The 17,820-nt window shown below is 39.7% G+C and carries 13 protein-coding genes; 12 read left to right on the top strand and 1 reads right to left on the bottom strand.

Features of this window, described 5'->3' with window-relative positions; translation table 11 throughout:
• Window positions 1-100 precede the first annotated feature (100 nt).
• From ABDZ53_RS10680 to ABDZ53_RS10700, 5 genes are all read left to right on the top strand, one after another.
• Window positions 101-616 (top strand): cob(I)yrinic acid a,c-diamide adenosyltransferase, encoded by a 516-nt coding sequence (locus ABDZ53_RS10680; protein WP_343756378.1) that lies wholly within the window; start codon window positions 101-103, stop codon window positions 614-616.
• A gap of 63 nt (window positions 617-679) precedes the next feature.
• Window positions 680-1,099 (top strand): GlcG/HbpS family heme-binding protein, encoded by a 420-nt coding sequence (locus tag ABDZ53_RS10685; protein WP_343756380.1) that lies wholly within the window; start codon window positions 680-682, stop codon window positions 1,097-1,099.
• A gap of 157 nt (window positions 1,100-1,256) precedes the next feature.
• Entirely contained in the window at window positions 1,257-3,194 is a 1,938-nt protein-coding gene (locus ABDZ53_RS10690) for a fructose-1,6-bisphosphatase (RefSeq protein ID WP_343756382.1), read from the top strand.
• Window positions 3,195-3,524: 330 nt separating this feature from the next.
• Complete coding sequence (locus ABDZ53_RS10695; RefSeq protein ID WP_343756384.1) at window positions 3,525-4,460, top strand: ABC transporter ATP-binding protein; 936 nt, start codon at window positions 3,525-3,527, stop codon at window positions 4,458-4,460.
• Entirely contained in the window at window positions 4,453-5,223 is a 771-nt protein-coding gene (locus ABDZ53_RS10700) for an ABC transporter permease (RefSeq protein ID WP_343756386.1), read from the top strand. The genes ABDZ53_RS10695 and ABDZ53_RS10700 overlap by 8 nt, the downstream gene beginning before the upstream one ends.
• Window positions 5,224-5,543: 320 nt before the next feature.
• Here ABDZ53_RS10700 and ABDZ53_RS10705 read toward each other — a convergent pair whose 3' ends face one another.
• Window positions 5,544-6,932: an ISLre2 family transposase gene (locus ABDZ53_RS10705; protein ID WP_343756388.1), complete on the bottom strand. Its 1,389-nt coding sequence runs from the start codon at window positions 6,930-6,932 to the stop codon at window positions 5,544-5,546.
• A 206-nt stretch (window positions 6,933-7,138) separates the two neighbouring features.
• Here ABDZ53_RS10705 and ABDZ53_RS10710 point away from each other — a divergent pair, with 206 nt between their 5' ends.
• The 7 genes from ABDZ53_RS10710 to ABDZ53_RS10740 all read left to right on the top strand — a co-directional run bounded on the left by ABDZ53_RS10710 (window position 7,139) and on the right by ABDZ53_RS10740 (window position 17,800).
• Window positions 7,139-10,408, top strand: a complete 3,270-nt coding sequence (locus ABDZ53_RS10710; RefSeq protein WP_343756390.1) for an SNF2-related protein — start codon at window positions 7,139-7,141, stop codon at window positions 10,406-10,408.
• An 83-nt stretch (window positions 10,409-10,491) separates the two neighbouring features.
• Window positions 10,492-10,824, top strand: a complete 333-nt coding sequence (locus tag ABDZ53_RS10715; RefSeq protein WP_343756392.1) for a four-helix bundle copper-binding protein — start codon at window positions 10,492-10,494, stop codon at window positions 10,822-10,824.
• 142 nt (window positions 10,825-10,966) lie between these two features.
• A complete protein-coding gene (gene miaA / locus ABDZ53_RS10720) occupies window positions 10,967-11,902 on the top strand; it encodes a tRNA (adenosine(37)-N6)-dimethylallyltransferase MiaA (RefSeq protein ID WP_425541707.1) in 936 nt (311 codons plus the stop codon).
• Window positions 11,903-13,138, top strand: coding sequence for a GTPase HflX (gene hflX, locus ABDZ53_RS10725; protein ID WP_343756397.1), 1,236 nt, complete (start codon window positions 11,903-11,905; stop codon window positions 13,136-13,138). It abuts the gene before it with no gap.
• 130 nt (window positions 13,139-13,268) lie between these two features.
• Window positions 13,269-14,447: a cache domain-containing protein gene (locus ABDZ53_RS10730; RefSeq protein ID WP_343756399.1), complete on the top strand. Its 1,179-nt coding sequence runs from the start codon at window positions 13,269-13,271 to the stop codon at window positions 14,445-14,447.
• Between the two features lie 5 nt (window positions 14,448-14,452).
• Entirely contained in the window at window positions 14,453-15,313 is an 861-nt protein-coding gene (locus ABDZ53_RS10735; RefSeq protein WP_343756434.1) for a methyl-accepting chemotaxis protein, read from the top strand.
• A 183-nt stretch (window positions 15,314-15,496) separates the two neighbouring features.
• Window positions 15,497-17,800, top strand: coding sequence for a methyl-accepting chemotaxis protein (locus tag ABDZ53_RS10740; protein ID WP_343756401.1), 2,304 nt, complete (start codon window positions 15,497-15,499; stop codon window positions 17,798-17,800).
• The last annotated feature ends 20 nt before the right edge of the window (window positions 17,801-17,820 follow it).

Raw genomic sequence — 17,820 nt, forward strand, 5'->3', positions numbered from 1 at the left:
TTTTTGTGTAAAAGATTGATTTACAAGCAATAAACGAAGAAATAAACTATAAAATAAACAAAATTTTTGGAAATACGTATGATTTACAGGAGGGAAAAAGATGGGGTCTATATATACTAAAACCGGTGATAAAGGCAAAACAGCCTTGCTTGGTGGGAGTAGAGTATCGAAAAACGATATAAAAGTGGAGTGTTATGGTACGTTTGACGAGGTTAATGCAGCCCTAGGAGTTGTACGTGCCTTAACAAAAAATGAGGACATTAAAAACACAATATATACAGCTCAAAACAAACTGTATTTAATATTAGCTGAACTTGCCAGCGACGACAAGGGGAAGCAGATGCTGTCAGAAAAGTTAACAAAAGAAGATATTAAAACGGTCGAAAACACAATTGACAGCTATGCCGAAAATCTTGAGCCGCTTAGACAGTTTGTTGTTCCCGGGGACAATGAAGTATCTTCATTTATCCATGTTGCAAGAACAGTAGTTAGAAGGGCTGAAAGAGTATTGGTTGCACTTAAGGACGTAGAAGATGTTAGAAGTGAAATCTTACACTACACTAACAGGTTATCGGATTTATTATTTACGCTGGCAAGAGTGGAAAGCAATCAGTAACTTTTTATTGGAAAACAAAAAACAAAGTGTCACAGTTAAAATTAAAGGAAATGAGGAAATTAAATGGATGTCAAATTAAATACGGTCAAGCAAGTATCGTTAGAATCAGTTAAACGGATGGCTCAGGCAGCAGAAGCAAAGGCGGAAGAAATAAAGGTTCCTATTGTTTTTGCAGCAGTAGATACCGGGGGGAATTTGATGCTGTTACACAGAATGGAAGAAGCTTTTTTTACCAGTGTTGAGATTGCTATAAATAAAGCCTTCACTTCCGTGGCACTAAAAGCCAGTACAGATACTATAGCGCCACTTGTTCAGCCTGGAGAAAGTCTTTATGGCCTGGAATTATCAAATAACTGTAAAATTGTACCGTTTGGTGGGGGCTTTCCCATTGTTGTCGACGGCGATGTTGTAGGGGCAGTCGGAGTCAGCGGAGGCAGTGTTGAAGAAGATATGGCTATTGCGCGTGCAGCACTAAATATGTAATCAAATATGGTACACTAAGAGAGTACATTCTGCTGCAAATTATCTTAAAGTGAAAAAAATTGTGAATAAAAGCAGCTCGAACTACAAATAGTATTTTTGTAGCGGGTTGCTTTTTTGTTTAATAGAAATCAGCTTGTTACATCTCTTAAAGGAGTCGGTGAAAACTGTGAAAGATAAATACTTCGATTTACTGAAAGAAAAATACAATACAGTAGAATCCATTTATACAGAACTGATGAATCTGGAAGCCATTCAGAACTTGCCTAAAGGAACAGAATTATTTTTATCAGACATCCATGGGGCCTCAAGAGAGTTTAAGCATATTTTAAAAACAGGTTCGGGGAATGTGCGGGAAAAAATTGAAAATTTCTATGGAGATACGTGGAGCGAAGCAGAAAAAAACACATTCAGTTTGCTGATCAGTTATCCGGATAAAGTATTATCTTCAATGAAAAGCAGTGAAAAAACACACGATTGGTACTACAAAACAATCAGCGACCTTATTGACTTTACGGGTTTTTGTGCGGCGAAATATACGCGTTCAAAACTCAGGAAAGCGTTGCCGGAAAAGTACCGCTATATTATTGAGGAACTACTTTATACCGATCCGTCATCGCACAAAGATCGAAATGACTATTATCACAGTATTTTAAAAAGACTGATTACATTGAAACAGGCCCAGCGATTTATCGTTTCATTGTGTGGTGTGATTCCTCGCTTAGTTATCGACCACCTTCATTTAGTTGGGGATATTTTCGATCGAAGCGGAGGAGAGTATGTTGTAATGGAGGAGCTGATGGACCATCATTCTGTAGATATACAGTGGGGTAACCATGATGTCCTCTGGCTCGGAGCTATTCATGGATCGAAAGCCAATCTTCTGACCCTACTTCGAATTGCCGCGCGATATGGCTATTTGTATGAACTTGAAAAGACCTATGGACTGAATTTACGCCCTCTGTTTCTGTATGCGGAAAATCATTATGCTGAGCACGAGTCTTTTAATCCAAAGATGTCGCCTTATACAGAAGGGGTATTCAACGAGGAAAATGAAACGCTTCTCAATCAAGTACACCAGGCGCTTGCTGTTATTCAATTTAAGCTAGAAGGGCAAATTATCGAAAGACGCCCGGAGTTTAATATGAGTAAACGTGACCTTTTAAAGGCTATTGATTGTGATAAAGAGAAAATAGTTATCGAAGGCACTCGACATGATTTGAACAATTTTCCATACAGCAGAATTGAGCGAGATAATCCCAATCGTCTGAGCCCTGAAGAAATGTATATTGTTGATACCCTGCTGGCTAGTTTTCAACAGTCCGAGAAAATCAGGCGTATCAATAAGTTTCTCCTGCGCAAAGGCAGTATGTATCTCGTCTACAATAATCAGCTACTCTACCATGGCTGTATTCCTATGGAAAAAAGTGGCGAATTTGCTCCTGTGCAATTGGGAGGCCGCGGTTTAAAAGGCAAGGCGTTACTGGATTTCTTTGAAAACCATATCAGAGAGTCCGCTGCTCATTCAGAAGTTCAAGATGATTTCTCTACAGATCTTGAGTGGTACGCATGGGCGGGCCCATTATCTCCTCTTTTTGGTCGAAATAAAATGACCACATTTGAACGCTATTATATAAAAGATAGTCAGACCCACAAAGAAGAGCGGGATCCTTATTTTTACTTACGAAGCGAGGAAGCGACTGCTGACAAGATTCTTAATGAATTCGGATTAGACTTTAAAGAGTCAAAAATTATCAATGGCCACACACCGGTTAAAGTAAAACAAGGCGAAGAACCGGTAAAAGCAGCGGGTAAAGTATTTGTTATCGACGGTGGGATGAATGAAGCTTACCAAAAGACAACAGGTATAGCAGGCTACTCTTTGCTTAATAATTCCTACGGCTTTCAGCTGGTGACACATCAGACTGTTGAAGCTGTAGACGAACTCCTGGGTAAGAATAAGAAGGAAGTCTCACTTAAGCGTATGATTGATAAAAAGCTGAAGCGAAAATTAATCAAAGATACCACAATCGGCCAGTCCATTCAAACGCAAATAGAAGACCTTAAAAACCTGCTGTATTATGCTAATTATGATTAATAAAAGTCCCTAAAGCCTTTCGTGTGTCAGGGATAAGACGGATGTTTCACAGCCGTTTCCTTAACTTAAAATGAGAAAAGTTCTGTTATGTCAGGACTTTTTTTATTGCCTTCTAAACAGCTCGACTCTGTGGAGTCGTAAGGTTTTTTTTAACAAGGTTGTACACAAATGTTAGAGGAAGCATTGAGAAGCTGAGTGAAAAGATTTATTCTATAAGATGGAGTGTTGAAGATAACTAAAAGCAACTAACAAAAAATAAGTTAATCCATGTTATAATAACAAACGGACAAACTTAGCTTAACTGATTAGTAAAAAGGAGCGTCTTACTCAATGACTAATGCACTCGAGATAAAAGATTTAAAAAAAGTATATGCTGGCGGGGTTGAAGCCCTGCGCGGTATTGATTTGAAAGTTGAAGAAGGCGACTTTTATGCCCTTCTGGGTCCTAATGGGGCCGGTAAATCGACTACAATAGGAATCATCACCTCTTTAGTCAACAAGACTTCAGGCAAAGTGAAGGTGTTTGATTATGATATTGACGGCCAACTGATGCAGGCTAAACGTCAGATTGGACTGGTACCCCAGGAGTTTAACTTCAATCCTTTTGAAACAGTTCAGCAGATAGTTGTGAATCAGGCGGGCTATTATGGTGTTTCCCGAAAAGAGGCTATCGAGCGTAGTGAAAAATACTTAAAGCAGTCTGATTTATGGGAAAAAAGAGACACGCGTGCCCGCATGCTCTCTGGTGGAATGAAGCGCCGCTTAATGATTGCCCGTGCGCTGATGCACGAACCACGCCTCTTAATTCTCGACGAACCGACTGCCGGTGTGGATATCGAGTTGCGCCGGGACATGTGGCGTTTTCTTAAAGAGCTGAATGCGAACGGAACGACTATTATTCTGACGACCCACTACTTGGAAGAAGCTGAAATGTTGTGCCGCAATATCGGGATTATTCAAAAAGGGGAACTCATTGAAGACACCAGCATGAAAACCTTGCTGGCCAAGCTGCAGTTTGAAACCTTTATTCTGGATATTGAACCGACAGGAACAAAGCCGGTTATCAATGGTTTTGATAGTGAACTCGTTGAAGAGTCGACGCTGAATGTGGAAGTCGCACGTGACCAGGGGATTAATGATGTGTTCGACCAACTGTCGAAGCAGGGCATCAAAGTTCTGTCCATGCGAAACAAATCCAACAGGCTGGAAGAACTGTTCCTGAAACTGACTGAAGAAAAAACTGTTATGGAGGATACTCATGTTTAGTCTTTATTTTACAGCGTTAAAAAGTCTGGCGGTCAAGGAAACCAACCGCTACCTTAGAATTTGGGTCCAGACCTTGGTTCCACCAGTCATCACGACTTCTTTGTATTTCGTTATTTTCGGAAATCTGATCGGTGGACGAATTGGTGAAATGGAAGGTTTCTCCTATATGGAGTTCATCGTTCCCGGACTGATCATGATGTCGGTCATTACGAGTTCCTATTCGAATGTCTCGTCGTCCTTCTTTTCTCAGAAATTTCAGAAGAATATCGAAGAACTTTTGATAGCACCCGTTCCGACGCATATCATTATGTGGGGATTTGTTATAGGGGGGCTGGGAAGAAGCATTCTTGTAGGAACACTTGTTTCGATTATTTCTCTGTTCTTCGTGCCTCTGCAAGTCTACTCCTGGAGTGTGGTCATTCTGACACTTCTGATGACATCTATTCTCTTTTCGCTGGCTGGACTCTTGAACGGGATCTTCGCACAGTCCTTTGATGATGTGTCGATAGTTCCGACATTCGTCTTGCAGCCGCTGACTTATCTGGGTGGGGTATTCTATGCGATTTCGATGCTTCCGCCGTTCTGGCAGGCTGTTTCCCGAGTGAACCCGATCGTCTACATGATTTCAGGTTTCCGCTTCGGTTTTCTTGGGGTCATCGATGTACCAATCGTTTTCTCTATCCTCATTCTGATCCTGTTCATCATCGTTCTATACTCGATTGACTGGTATCTGATTGAAAAAGGCCGAGGATTACGAAGCTGATTATATTTTTATCGTCAAGGAAGACATTATCTCCTGAACAATTCATACTTTTCGTTGAAATATGTGCCAACTGCCTAACGGCAGCTTAAATTTACTTTTTCATTTTCACCTGTTAAGTGATGAAAAAAGAACCCCATTCTGATATGGTAAAGGTGTCTAAACCAACCATAAGAAAGGAGTTCTCTTCATGATTAGCTTACACAAAAACCAGGTAAAATTCAATTCAAACATCATCATTGTATGTGTCAAGTTATTCTCGGTAACCTTTAATCCAAAAGAAAACATTCTGCTTTACGGAAAACTTTTTAACTCAGGATAAATTAACCAAACATTTTCGCAAGTATGCCTGTGAAGCTGGAAGTAGAAGCATAGTTGGTCAATTTACCTGTCTTCACCCGAAGGGTGTCTGTCTTTGATTTCTTTAGAGCCTCTCGTACTGCACCTTTGAGCTCTTTTCCAAGCGGTTCCACGTGTTCATCAACTTCTGATTTGAGCGCAGTATCCAACTCACTATTTCTTTCAGCAGTAAGTAGGGCACCAACATGTTCAGCGCCTTTGGTTGTCCAACTACGTCCCTGACGTTTCATTCGGTAGCTGTAAAAACGATGCCCTGTCTCGCATACACCCACGCCTCTGTCGATACTCAAATCTCTTTCATAAAACCCTTTAACATATGGCCAGTTGCGCCTCAGATAAGCATGTAGCTTTCTAATTTCCTCCATTCGGCCAACTGTCACCGTTTCAGGTACATCGACTATACGGCTCTGCGCTGTAGCCAATATACGTTCTACACGTTTCCAATCATACGCTCTAACCGCTTGCGTTAGACGATTCATCATAGGCTTATCAAAGCTCAATCTAGTTTTTATTTTTCTGTGAACATGAAATTTATCTCTAAAGTGTTCGTGCCGGCGGCACATACCGATAATCGCTTCAAACCGATCAGCTTCATACCCTCTTCCCCCATCACTATTAGAGATCACAATCGACTGTTTTAGATCATATGTCTGATCAAGATAAACCGCAGTCTGTTCGAATGCTTCATGGCTGGATTTAACACTGAAAAAAGCCATTGGTTCAATCAGCTCATGTCGTTTTTTGTCTGCCTTGACGCCTTCATGTACAAGAACACGATGAATAACGGGCTTGTCGCTTTGTCTGCCAGCAATATGCAGACCGTCACCTTCAATAAATACATGGCTCATACGTCTTCGTTTCTCTTTCCTGGACGGACGTTTAGACAGATATGTCTGAACTTTTCCACCAATCTCCTGTGTAATGCTATGTATCGTCGTATGACTCGCTGAAATGGGTGAACAGATGCGAAGACCTTTCTCTGCTTGTCTAAAAGGCATTTGACTACCCATTTGAGCAATTTTCTTACGTACATTCAGAGAATAACCTTTACGCTTCTCGAGTCCAAGAGCCTCATCCAACGGCAAAAAACTCTTCTCCCCCTTTTTTCTCAAACGTCTTCGCTCAAAACGAACTTCACCGAATATAAACTGAATCGTTCGGGACTCAATACGATCGATTCGCCAGCCCTTCTCATAATAGGTCGCATACAATTCCTTATCTAATCTCTGGAAAAGAAGTCCCACTATAAAACTGTCTAAGTCCTTAAGCCATAGGCTTAAACCCATTTCCATATCAATGGGAGTGGAACTGTTCTTCAAAACATCAATTATTTGTGATAAACTAGGTAACATAAACGAGATCTTTCCTTTCTTTTGGTGTGGTAACTTTAAGATTAAAGGTCTCGTTTCTTTTTGTCCAATTTTATCAAATACCGAGGTTTATTTTACACTAACAAAGCTTTCTCCAAATTCTTTTCAATCTTTGGTATACTATATAGATGAACTCTTCTATAAAGATGAATGACTATAATATAGGCTTTAAAGGAATGACTCTAATAATGAAGAAACAAACCTTTCCAGAAATGACCATTACTTCTTTGGCAAGCAATTACTCTACCTTTTTACAAGGAAGAGAGCTGTATCAGAAGAGTAAGGTCTCTCAATTAAAAGTAGACAGCAAAAATCACACCATTCAAGTATCTGTTGATGACAAACAGTCTGAAACCGTTCATTTGCGCTTTTATCCGAATGGCGTCGCTAAAAAATACCATTGCACATGTAAGGTGTTTGAAAAACAGTCCGGCGCGTGTAAACACGTTGTAGCTGGGATGTTTTATTTGAATGATATTGAAGCAAGTGAATTGACTAAAAAAAGTGTCAATAAAACTCCGAGCCAAGCCATGTTTTCATATAGTGAAAGTGAAAAAGCCGTGAGCGACTTGTTGACGTTATCTAAAAAAGAAATCACGCGACACACAGCGTCACTGTATAAAGAACCTGTTTTTGTCGAATATATTTTAAATGTCAGTGGTACAAAAGTGAACCCCGTGTATGAATTGTATATGCGTATAGGAAAAGAATACCTCTATATAGTGAAGAATGCGGCTCAAACGATTAAAGACATGATTAATGAAGAAGAGGTGTATTTTGGTAAGAATTTTACCTACAATTCAGATGATTTTGCTCTGCTTCCAGAAGATCGAAAAGTATTTGAAAAACTCAATGATATCAATGAGTTAATGAAATCCTTAATGCCTATCGGGTATGAGAGTCAATTCATGAACAAAGAGAGTTTTACCATCCCCCCATTGTATATAAGAGAGGTATTGAAGCTTTTAGATAAAACAATTGGAGCGTTTGTTCGTTTCGGACGACCGCCTACTCAATTGTCTCAAGCAGACAGAGGGAAAGCTTTAGAGTTGCACACGGATATTCATGATTTGAATCTCGAGTTTAAGATTGAGAAAAAAGACACCCTCTTTCATTTTACTATGGTCGATACGGATATAGATAACGACTCATTCACTTTCCATGAAAAAGCCAAAATGATTGAGTTTGGTCAAACCTTTTATTTAATGGAATCTCCAGCCTTTGATCTAGTCAGGCAGATTATGACAGGACTAAAAGAATCCGGTTCTAACACTCTCGTGATGAAGCGACATGAGTTAGAAGAGTTCATGTCGGTGACCGTCTCTCATTTAAACGACATCATGACCATTGAATCCGACCAGGCCGTAAAAGAATTAGTGTACGAAGCTCAGTTTGAACCACAGCTGTATATAGATACCAGTGGTCCCGACTTGCTTGTTCGACCCGTTTTCAGTTACGGGAATGCGAAGATTTACCCGCTTGAAGAAGAGAACGACTATGAAGAAGAGGCCATCTTAGTTAGAGACTGGTCAAAAGAGTCTTCTATTCTAGCTCAACTGTTCGACGAAATCCCTCCTCGTGCAAGGGAGAGAGACATTTGGCGACTGAGCTATACCCAAGAAATCAGTCAATTTCTATATGACTCAATTAGTCGTCTGGCAGATAACATGGAGATATTCTTATCTCAATCTGCTCGTAACTTACTCTATAGTCCGACTCGTCAACCTCGTGTGACGATGGAGATGAGAGAGTCCACCAACTTATTAGATATTCGTTTTGAAACAGAAGACATTCCATCGGATGAATTAAGAAAGTTAATGAAAGAGCTGGAAAACAATCAGTCCTTCTACCGCTTATCCAGTGGTCAAATTGTAAATCTGAAAGACCCGTCTTTCCAGGCAATGAGACGGGCTAAAGAATCTTTAGATATTGAAGATGATGAATTAGAAGAAGAAATGACTGTCTCGGTATTCCAAGGATTATCAGCGTTAGATGAAGAAACCATTAATCAGGGAAGTCGTTTCCAAAAGTTAGTGACGCAATTATTTGAACCTTCTGAGCTTTCATTTGACCTGCCAAAAGGTCTAGAAGCGACGATGCGTCCCTACCAGGTAACTGGATTTAAATGGCTGAAAAGCTTGGACCACTTCGGTTTTGGGGGAGTACTAGCGGATGACATGGGACTCGGAAAAACGATTCAAACGATAACCTTCTTGTTGTCCAAATACGAAGAACAAGGAGGACAATATTTAATCGTCTGTCCTTCAAGTGTTGTCTTTAACTGGCAATACGAATGGAAGAAATTTGCTCCTGGCATAGAGACCATTGTTATATCTGGAAACAAAGAAGAAAGAGAAGCCAAGAAACAACAAGCAATCGATGAAAATATTCCGATTTGGATTACAAGTTACCCACTAGTTCAACGGGATAGTGATCTTTATGAAGACCAAAGCTTTAAAACCATTGTTTTAGACGAATCTCAAAACGTTAAAAATAGTTCAGCTAAAACAACCCAAGCGGTCAAACGATTGAAATCTGATACGAAAATCGCTTTATCCGGTACACCCATTGAAAATCACTTAGGCGAACTCTGGTCCTTGTTCTCAATTGTTCAACCGGGTCTGTTTAAGAATAGAAAAGCCTTCCAGTCAATGAAACAGGAACGTATTGCAGTTAAGATTAAACCCTTTGTTCTGAGACGTCTGAAACGAGATGTGTTACAGGACTTACCTGAAAAGACGGAAACGACCGAGTATATTGATTTATCAGAGGAACAGAAACGGGTTTACCAAGTTCAGCATGCGGCTATTAAACAAGAGATAGAGGAGATGACTCAATCAGATACGATTCAAACGAATCGCATTAAAGTCTTGGCAGGGATGACCCGATTGCGACAGATTTGTTGTGACCCGCGCTTAATTCTACCGAACTTTGAAGGAGAGTCGTCCAAGTTAGAACGATTGATGGAGTACTTGGAAGAAGCAAGAGAAAACGGCAAACGTGTCGTACTCTTCTCTCAATTTACGTCAATGCTGAGTATTATAAGAGAACGACTGGATGCCTTAGGCCGTGACTATCATTACTTGGACGGGCAAACCAAAAACGAAGACCGTCTGCACTTAACCACTCGCTTTAACACAGGAGAAAAAGACTTGTTCTTAATCTCGTTAAAAGCAGGAGGAACAGGGTTGAACCTAACAGGAGGAGACACGGTTATCTTATTTGACTCCTGGTGGAACCCGGCAATTGAAGATCAAGCAGCGGACCGTGTGCACCGGTTTGGACAGAAAAAATCGGTACAAATCATTCGATTTATTACTAAAGGAACAATTGAAGAAAGAATCAATGATTTGCAGGAACAAAAACGTGAATTAATTGACTCAGTCATCACAAAGGGACAAAGCCAGCCGTTAACTAGCCTGACAACAGAAGAAGTCTTGGCATTACTAGAAGAATGAGACAACCCAAATGGTTAACAGTTGAAATAATTGGCTTGTTCGCTGTACACTTTAATTAATAAAAATTAAAGGAGGCGAACAAGATGGATACCCAACTGCAAAAGGTCATGGATACGGCCTACGCCTGTATGCAGGCCTGTAACCACTGTTTCAATGAATGTTTGAAAGAAGACGACATAGACATGGTCAGAGAGTGCATTCGACTAGATAGAGAATGTGCAGACATGTGTCAAATGGTTCTTTCTTATGCTGGAAGAGAAGGAGTTTTACAGCATGATTTGATTTCTTTATGTGAGAAAATCTGTCAAGCATGTGGAAACGAATGTGCCCAGCATGAACATATGGAGCATTGTCAAGAGTGTGCAAAAGCCTGCTTTGCCTGTGCTGATGCGTGTCGTGCATTCGTAAGTGCTTAAGCGTCCTTACCTATACTGCTAAAGAGAGCTCTATTTAGAGAACTCTTTAGCAGTTTTTTGATTTAAAAGATAATGATTTTCATTCGGGGATAGATGCTCACATATGCTATACTGTATAGAAAGATTAAGTTGGAGGATACATGTGAAAGAGAAGATAATCGTCATAGTAGGACCTACTGCAGTAGGAAAAACCCATTTAGGCATCGAACTAGCTAAAGCCTTTAATGGAGAAGTGATAAATGGAGACTCTATGCAAGTCTATAAAGGTTTAAACATCGGAACAGCTAAAGTTACGAAAGAAGAAGCCTCTGGCATTGCTCACCATTTAATAGATATAAAAGAACCGGATGAGACCTATAGTGTCTCTGATTTCAAAAAAGACGCCTCTCAGAAAATAAAGGAGATCACGGCTAAAGGCAAGCTTCCTATTATTGTAGGAGGAACGGGACTGTATATTGAATCTTTATTATACGATGTCAGTCATGGTGGAAAAGCAGAACCCAATTTGGCATTCAGAAAAGAATGGGAAGAGTGGACAGAAAAACATGGAAAAAGTGCTCTTCATAATCAGTTGAAGGAAAAAGATCCTAAAGCCGCTGAAGCAATCCATCCCAATAATGTGAGGCGGGTCATCCGAGCATTAGAAGTGATCAATGAAACAGGACAGACCTTTTCAGCTTTTCAAGCAGAAAAAAGGAAAGAACCCTTATTTGATTCGTTCGTTATCGGTTTATCAACCGATAGGAAGGTACTCTATGAACGAATTAATCAACGGGTGGACACCATGATGCAGGCCGGATTACTTGAAGAAGCCAAATGGTTGTATGAGACCTTCCACAATGACAGTCAAAGTAAAAAAGGAATTGGCTACAAAGAGTTTGACTCCTATTTTAAGAAGGAAACCACACTGGATGAATCTGTTGCATTAGTCAAGCAACATTCCAGGAACTACGCTAAGAGGCAATTGACCTGGTTTAGAAACAGAATGGAAATCGACCAGTGGGTTGATTTAGTTGCGGGAAGCAACCAGTTGAGAACAGTTATGGAACAAGCGAGATTACATGTGGAGAGTGATTAAATGGAACAAGAAAAAGAATATGAAAAAGTCATAATAGTCGGAATAGAGAAACAACATGAGGAAGAAGCTTTTCGCTATTCAATGGATGAATTAGAGCAACTTGTTGAAAATGCCGGCGGAAAAGTAGTGGCTCAATTGTCTCAAAAACGGGAGCATATCGATCGGAAAACAGTTATCGGAAAAGGGAAAGTGAACGAGCTGAAACATCTGGCGGAAGAGCTAGATGCTCAGACCATTGTTTTTAACCAGGAACTGTCGCCGAGTCATGTGCGTAATTTACAAGAAGAAGTGGAAACGAAAGTCATTGACCGCATTCAAGTTATTTTAGATATATTTGCTTTACGTGCCCGAAGTAAAGAAGGACGCCTACAAGTTCAATTAGCTCAATTATCTTATATTCTTCCGAGATTGGCTGGGCAAGGGATTAACATGTCTCGTCTCGGAGCGGGTATCGGAACACGTGGACCCGGTGAAACAAAACTGGAAACGGATCGTCGACATATTCAGCGTCAAATGACCGATATTAAAAAAGAATTGAAAAAAATAGAAGCACACAGAGAAAGAAGCCGTGAACAGCGTAAGCAAAGTAATATTTTCCAGATAGGATTAATTGGGTACACGAATGCTGGTAAGTCTACCATTTTAAATCAGTTAACTGATTCGGATACCTATCAAAAAGATCAGCTCTTTGCAACACTGGATCCGTTAACCCGGAAGTTTGAATTACCATCTGGAATGGAAGTAACCATTACGGACACGGTTGGTTTTATTCAAGATTTACCGACTCAGCTAATCGAAGCCTTCAAGTCGACTTTAGAAGAGTCCTCAGATGTTGATTTACTATTGCACGTCGTGGATGCTTCAGCGGATAATATGGAAGCCCATGAGCAAACAGTTCTTTCATTATTAAATGAGCTTGATATGGGTGGCATACCGACATTGACGGTATATAATAAGAGAGATTTGGCTGAAGGTCCAATAAAATCGTCTCTTTATCCTAATTGCATCATTTCAGCTATTGAGGAAGAGGATATTGAAAGCCTGAAAGAAACGATAGCTGAAGAAATGCGCAAGATGCTTGAACCGTATCAACTGGAAATTCCGAGTCAAAGAGGAGACATTTTAGTCCAATTAAGAAAGCAAACTCTTTTAGACAGACAGTTATTTGATGAGGAAACACAGTTATACTTTGTAGAAGGCTATGCCAAAAAAGAATCAAAATGGACACAAAAATAATCGAGTTGCTTCAATGAAGTCTTTACTCTCCGATTAGGAGTAAAGGCTTTTTTTCTTTATATATATACTTAAATAAATAACAGACTATCCGATAGTATATTAGGGTTACTAAATAGAAAGAGGGACGGTCATGAAAAAGTTACATAGGTTGAAATTTAATAAGAAGAATAAGGACAAAAAGAAATCAGTTCGACTTAGGTTAATATTGGGGATAGCCTTACTTGTTTTTATTCCAGTTGTTATTGCGAATGGTATTTTATATATGCGCATGAATGAAATAGTGGGCAGACGGATGATGAGAGAGCAGCAGGCTACGACACGCCAAGTCATCTCACTTCTTGAAAATGCGGAGAACGAAGCTGTACATACGGTAGAAGCCATTGCTGAGTTAGAAGAAACTCAAACTTTTCCATCTAATGAGGACAGTGTGTTAAATGAGATGTTATCTCTTATCCAATCCGCATCCGAACATATTAGTGATGTCTTTGTTTACACACCTAATGACTCTTCTGCAGGAACAACGTCTTATGATGCGATAGAAATCAACTCAGCAGAATGGCTGTCCGATACTATGGAAGCCGATGGAGAAGTTGTCTTTTCTCAACCTTATAGCGATGTTGTTTCTGGTGCGACTACAATGGCTGCTACTAAGAGAGTGGACCAGGAAAATGGAAACACCAGCATAGTTGGGGTTCAAATTAATATGCGAGAGATTGCTCAAGTAGTTGACAACAGTCAAATAGGAGAAACGGGTTATCCGTTTGTTATCACGGATGAAGGGTACTGGCAGTTTACAATGGATAATCAATTATCTGGTCTCAATGTTTCAGATCAATCCATATTTTTAGAAGCGACAGGTGAGTCAGGTGAAATTTATAATGATTTCAATGATCGCACCTTCCCTATTTATTACGAGCGAGTACCAGACATGAACTTAATTGTATATGGGGCTGTGACATCTGAAGAGATGGCGGCCGAAAGAAGCATATTCGTCAATAGTGCCTTAAGAGTCGTTATAGTGAGTATTATAGTAGCCATTATTTTAGCTGTGTTATTATCGAATTACTTAGTGCATATCACACGTACGATTCAAAATGCCTTATTTAAATTACAAAACGGGGAGTTAAAAACACGTATTCACTCGTTTAAAAGAAAAAATCGAGACAAAGATAAAAACACACTTAAGAAAAATGGCCATGAATTGCATCAGATTGGGTGGAGCTTTAACGAGGCCATTCAAACCTTTGATGATGTCATAACGGACATCAAACATAAAGCGACCTTAGTAGATGACTGTCCAATGATTTGAGTGAAGTGACCGAACAATCCAAATCAGCCACGGAAGAAGTATCTGAAACGATACAATCCATTGCATATGCCACTAACTTGCAGCTGAAAGATACCCAACAAATGGTCTCTCAGATGAATGAATTAGATCAATACGTTCAGTCTATTTCTACATCGATGACTGAAGTGGATGCAGAAGCTGGTTCTACAGTCAACACACTAAATAAAAGTAATGAAGACATGACGAGTGTGAATGAGACTTGGGGACAGACGGTATCGTCGTTTAACCAGTTGAAAGGGAATATTACTCAAGTCGATAAGAGAATTCAAAATATTGAAAGTATCTTAGGAGCCATTCAAGCTATTTCAGAGCAAACGAATCTCCTGGCTTTAAATGCTTCTATAGAAGCGGCTCGTGCGGGTGAAGCGGGGAAAGGGTTCTCTGTAGTAGCAGAGGAGATTAGAAAACTAGCTGATCAAAGCAAAGTATCTTCTGATGATATTTCTTCAATAATTGAACAGATTCAAAAAGATTCTAGAGAAATGGTGCTGACGCTGAATGATGTTATTGAAGATAGCGATAAGCAAACAGACTCGTTAAAACAAGTGACGGCTTCAAACCAAGAGGTCACACATAAAATTGAACATCTAACTGAGGAAATACATGAAGCTCAGCGATTAGTTCAGTTAATAGAAGTGAAAAACAAAGAAATGGTGTCACAACTGGATAGTATCGAAGCGTCTTCTGAGCAAAACGCTGCAGGAACACAAGAAGTTTCTGCTAATACGGAAGAAATTTTGGCATCAATGGAAGAGTTCTCTGCAACCATTGAACAGTTGAATGCTTTGGCAAGTGAACTAAAAGAAACGACCAACCAATTTTCTTAAAAAGAATAGAGGGAAGCATCCGACATATGTTTTGTCGGATGTTTTTCTCTTGAAACAGTGACTTATTTGTGACAAAACCAATATATTCTCTTCAAAAAGAGGGAAATGCTGTAAAGTTTCAAATTTATTATCCGATTATAAATAGTGAGATGATTTATAGATTAGTAAATAAGGAGAAAAGCCATGGACAAAATAAAGAAAGTCAATAGCCAATTAATTGAAAGAGTTAAATCGATTAAATGGCCTAAAAAAACAAAAAATAGTGAGAAGAAGAATCGATCATTATTTTTTAAGAGGAGAGAACATAAGAGTTTACGATTACCCATAGCCATTAGTTTAATCGTATTGATGTTACTACCTGTTGCAGTAGCGATGATTTATACATATAACCGTACGACAACGATTTTGACTGAGAGAGTAGAAGCTCAGGAGCAGCAAATTACAGCTAACTTAGTCAACACGATAACGCGTGCTGGAGTTGCAGCGGAAGAAACCATTAAGCGATTAGCTTTAGATGGGGTATTGGTATTAAACCGGGTAGCAACAGATGGGGAAGAAAGAGACCAGCAAGACTTAATTTCCCGATTCCAACATGTGGTAACAGGGAATCCTTACATTGCGGATGTCCACTTTGTACCGTCTAACTCTAACTTAAATTTTGTATCAACTTTATCAGCGGTAAGAGGAGATCAAGATCCGTATGAGATATTCCCATGGTACGAATCTGGATTAAAAGCAAGTGGATTAAGATGGACCACACCTCATGTGTACAATAACCGTACACGATTAACTGTGACACGAGCCATTGGAACTGGAACTAATTTACAAGGCGTGTTAGCCATTGATTTAGACTTAAATGTTATAAGAGAAGAAATTAACCAAACTCAAATAGCTAACACAGGCTATATTAGTATATTAGATGACAACGGCACAGTGGTTGCATCTTCTCAAGTGGACTTAGTTGGAGAAAACCTATCATCTTCTGATTTCTTTCAACAGTCTCAATCACAAAGCAATGAAGAGGCAGATGAGTCATCTGACATCAGCACTTTCTCTGGTATGGTTTACGATAAAGAGATAAATAACGGAGACTTTGGAATCTATTATGAACGCATACCTAACTTGGGACTTAATGTTTATGGCCAAGTTAAGGCACATGAGATGGAAAATGAAACATCTACTCTACAACTCACTGCCTTCGTTGTAGTTATAGTCACGATTATAATTGCGGCAGTTGTCGCTTTACTTGCTTCAGGACTGATTGCCTCTATTACAGATGCTTTAATGCATGCCTTCAAACGTACGGAAGAAGGAGATTTAACGACTCGTCTGACGAAAAATGAATTAATCAATCCAGCCAATGCGTTAGTTAAAGGATTGAATAAATGGAACACACGAAAAGGAAGCAAGAAAAAAGTAAGTAAGAAGCTGAATCCAAAAGGAAATGAAATTCACCAAATTGGACTAGCTTTTAATAAAACATTAGATACCTTTGAACAAACAGTAAAAGTCATTCAAGGAAACAGTCAGAATGTGTCTTCTATGGCAACGACTTTAACTGAAATTGCGGACCAGACCAGCCGAGCCACATCTGAAGTGTCTCAAACGATTAATGGGGTAGCTGAGTCCACATCCATGCAGACACAGGATACTGAAGCGACTGTCCATCAAATGAATGAGTTATCCGCTGCGCTGAATGAAATTGACGAAGCAGTTGCTAAAATGGGTTCACAAGCCGATAAAACGATGATAGTGAACGGCAATAACGCCCGCTCGATTCAAGAAGTGAATGAGAAGTGGAATGAAACCCTTACTACCTTAGATGACCTGAAAGCCATTATTGAAGAAGTGGATGGCGACATTCAAAACATTGAAGGCATCGTCAAAGTGATTACCAATATAGCTTCCAGAACGAATCTGCTCGCTTTAAATGCTTCAATAGAAGCGGCGAGAGCGGGAGATGCCGGAAGAGGATTTGCTGTGGTAGCCGAAGAAATTCGTAAATTAGCGGAACAAAGTACGGGATCATCCAAAGATATCCAGTCCATTATCCAGCAAATTCAAGACAAATCGTCTAGCATGGTTGGACACTTAGAAGAAACAGATAAAGATAGCCTCGTTCAAACGGAAAAAATTAAGGAAGCTATCGGAGCTTCTGAAGACGTTGCTTTATCATTAGAACAATTAGTAGCCAGCATGTTAGTAGTTATGAATGCCTCTAATGTGATTAGTGAGAAAAAAGAGGAAGTCGTCGCTCAATTAGAAAGTATAGCGGCTGGTTCTCAAGAAAACTCTGCAGGTACGGAGCAGGTTTCTGCTAATGCTGAAGAAATTTTAGCAACAATGGAAGAATTTACGACACACATCAACCAACTAGAAAACGTAGCCAGTATTCTTAAAGAATCAGCTGAACAGTTTTTAATTGAACATGAAGAAGCCAAAGAGGCTGAAGAAGGTTTGGATGACTTAGAACCTGAATTTGCATAATAGTTAAGGAGTAATTAAAC

The organism is Alkalibacterium iburiense (genome assembly GCF_039521845.1).
GTDB lineage: Bacteria > Bacillota > Bacilli > Lactobacillales > Carnobacteriaceae_A > Alkalibacterium > Alkalibacterium iburiense.